The following is a 2,879-nucleotide window of genomic DNA, read 5'->3' on the forward strand; positions in this document are numbered from 1 at the left end:
CGGCGCCGACGGGCTTGTTCTCGGGCGGTACGCAGCGCACGGCATTGGTGATCATCGCGCCGCTGAGCCGGAGCCCGTCGCCGGGATCAGCCGCATAGGTGCCCTCGCTGAAGCCGAACTTGTCGAGGGTCGCATAGAGGAGGTCACCCGCCCAATCGCCCGTGAACGGACGGCCTGTGCGGTTTGCGCCTGTCACGCCGGGGGCGAGACCGATGATCACCAGCTCGGCATTCGCGTCTCCGAACGAGGGCACCGCGCCGTTGAACCAGGTGGGCTCCTTGGCGCGCACAGCTTCACGGTACGCCACGAGGCGCGGGCAGAGCGGGCAGTCGCGCGGGGCTTCGGGGGCGGCGGGTTGTTTCATCGTGGGGAGGCTCTTAAACGTCATCCACGATCTCGTCACCCCGGTTTTGCCAAAGGCAAAGACCGGGGCCCAGATACTAAGTCATCAAAGTTTTGTCTGGGTCCCGGACATTTGCTGCGCAAATTCCGGGATGACGAAAGTGATCAGGCAGAGGGGGCGCAGAGGTCAATACCCATCCGCGCTGCCGTCTTTGCGCATTTCGGTGGCGGCGTGCCAGGCGCCGGTGGTAAAGTCGCGCATGATGGCTTGGTAGCCGCCATAATTGGCTTCGCAGCAGGTCACTTCATAGCCGCGGTCGCGCAGGGCTTCGGCGGCGCCGGCGAGGCCGCGTTCAAACATGACCTTACCGGTGCCCACATTACAGTCCGCCGTCAGAGCATCGGTCGGCTCGCAGCCGCCATCATGTTCCCAGCGGGCGGCGTCGCCGGCTTCCTGCAGGCCCATGCCGAAATCGACGAGGTTGGTTATGATCTGGACATGGCCCTGCGGTTGCAGCGCGCCGCCCATCAGCCCGAAGCTGAGCCAGGGCTCATACGGGCAGGCCAGTTCCGGCGTGGTGGCGCGGACCTGACAGCCGGGCAGATCCTTCTTGAAGGCAAAGGCCGGGATGATTGTGTGGAAGGGGCGTTTGCCGCCCTCGAAGACATTCGGATGCTCCGGGTCCAGACTGAACAGTTCGGCCCGGTCCTGGAACATGAAGCCCAGCCCGTCGGGCACGAGGCCGGAGCCCATGCCGCGATAGTTCGACTGGATCAGCGAGACCATCATGCCGTCCTTGTCGGCGACGGTCAGATAAGTTGTATCGCCGTCGCGCAGGGCGGCGTCGGTGATTTCCGTGCCCGGAGCGACCTCCGGCATGGCGCGGGTGATGTCGATGGCCTCGGCGCGCCCTGCATTGTAGCTGGGGGCGATGAAGATCGCGGGGTCGATACCGGAGAAGGCGGGGTCGGCATAGCCGAGCGCGCGGTCCGCAAAAGCAAGGCGCTTGGCTTCGACCATGGCGGTGAGGGCGTCGGGGGAGCCGAAACCCATCTCGCCGAGGTCAAATCGTTCCAGCATTTCCAGCATCTGCAGCGCGGCGACGCCCTGCGTGTTGGGGCCAAGCTCACAGAGCTTCACTTCGCTGCGATATTCGACGCAGAGCGGTTCCATCCAGTCGCCCGTATGGGTCGTGAAATCCTCATACGCCATCTTGCTGCCATGGCGGCGCAGATAGGCGGTCATCGCGCGGGCAGTGGCGCCCTTATAGAATTCCCCGCGGCCGAGCGTGCCGATGCGCTCCAGCGTGTTGGCGAGGCCCGGATTGCGGAACAGCGAGCCTTCGACCGGCACGGGATCAAAGAAAGTGCGCCGCGCGTTTTCGTATTCTTCCAGTTCGCCGCTTTCATATGCGGGCTCGAAGCGCAGGGGACCCCGCGACCAATACCAGGCGATCATTTCGGGGATCGGCGCGCCGCTGCGGGCATAGGAAACCGTCGGGGCGAGATTGTCCGCCATCGGAAGGCGTCCGAATTTCTCATGCAGCGCGAACCAGCCATCCACCGTGCCCGGAACGCTGACGGTGATCGTGCCATAACGCGGCAGCTTCAGCCCGTTCTCGAATTCGTCGGCCTTGGCCTGTGCATCGGCAAGTGTCGCGGCCTTCGGCGTACGGCCGGAGCCGTTATAGCCGTAGAGTTCGTTGGTTTCGGGATCCCAGACGATGGCATAGAGGTCGCCGCCGATGCCGTTTCCGGTGGGCTCGACCAGGCCCAGCATCGCATTGGCAGCGATCGCCGCATCAACGGCCGATCCGCCAGCCTTCAGAATATCGATCGCGGTCTGTGTTGCCAGCGGATGCGCCGTGGCGGCGGCGCCGTTGGGCGCGATGACGGCGGAGCGGGTTGCGATGGGGCGGCCAGAGGCGGGACGCTGGCCGGTCATCGGCCACTCGGCCGTTTCGGAGGGCTCGGATGTGGCTGCCGCCGCGTCAGTTTCGACTGCCGCCTCGGGGACCGGCGCCGGTGTCTGTGCACAGGCGGCCATCCCCAGTGCGCCCAGCGCAACTAAAGTCTTGTATTTCATTGGCTTTGTCCTCCGCCCTGTCTCGCACCTCTCGGGAAATAGTGCGCCGCAAGGCGCCCGGCGAGTTCCTGTCCGCTGACCGCAAAGCGGGCTTCCGCCTCGACCGCCGTCCCATCGCAGACCGGGTAGAGGGTTTCGGCGCGCTGGTAAGCCTGGTTGAACCTCGACACGAGCGAGCTGCGAAGCTGGCCGGCCTCCGGGGCTTCGTGCCCCAGCATGTCGGTCATGTACCGCCGCCAGTACTGGTCTTCATTGCCGTTACAGCGCACCCGTATCGCGTGTGCGGAGCCTAGGATGCCCGCCAGATCGGTGGCATCGCGGAAATAATCCGGCCCTCGGGTCGGTAGCTCCCCTTGCGGCAGGGCAGGCAGGAGGCTTGCGGCGAGGATCAGACCGCCGCTAATCAGGACTGTATGAAAACGCTTCTTCTTCATGCGCGGACTTTCGCGCG

General features: G+C 65.1%; 3 protein-coding genes. All 3 read right to left on the reverse strand.

The features are described 5' to 3' along the window. Positions 1-364: uracil-DNA glycosylase family protein (locus tag ACK4SV_RS16570; protein ID WP_409918950.1), on the reverse strand; the 364-nt coding region annotated here is incomplete at its 3' end. Between the two features lie 165 nt (positions 365-529). Then, the gene (locus ACK4SV_RS16575) at positions 530-2,428 is read right to left on the reverse strand and encodes a gamma-glutamyltransferase family protein (protein ID WP_409918951.1); all 1,899 of its coding nucleotides are present in this window, start codon (positions 2,426-2,428) and stop codon (positions 530-532) included. Then, a partial coding sequence (locus ACK4SV_RS16580; RefSeq protein ID WP_409918952.1) for a TIGR02301 family protein occupies positions 2,425-2,879 on the reverse strand: 455 nt, incomplete at its 5' end. The genes ACK4SV_RS16580 and ACK4SV_RS16575, both read right to left, overlap by 4 nt.

It is taken from the genome of Hyphomonas sp., from assembly GCF_046313735.1.
GTDB lineage: Bacteria > Pseudomonadota > Alphaproteobacteria > Caulobacterales > Hyphomonadaceae > Hyphomonas.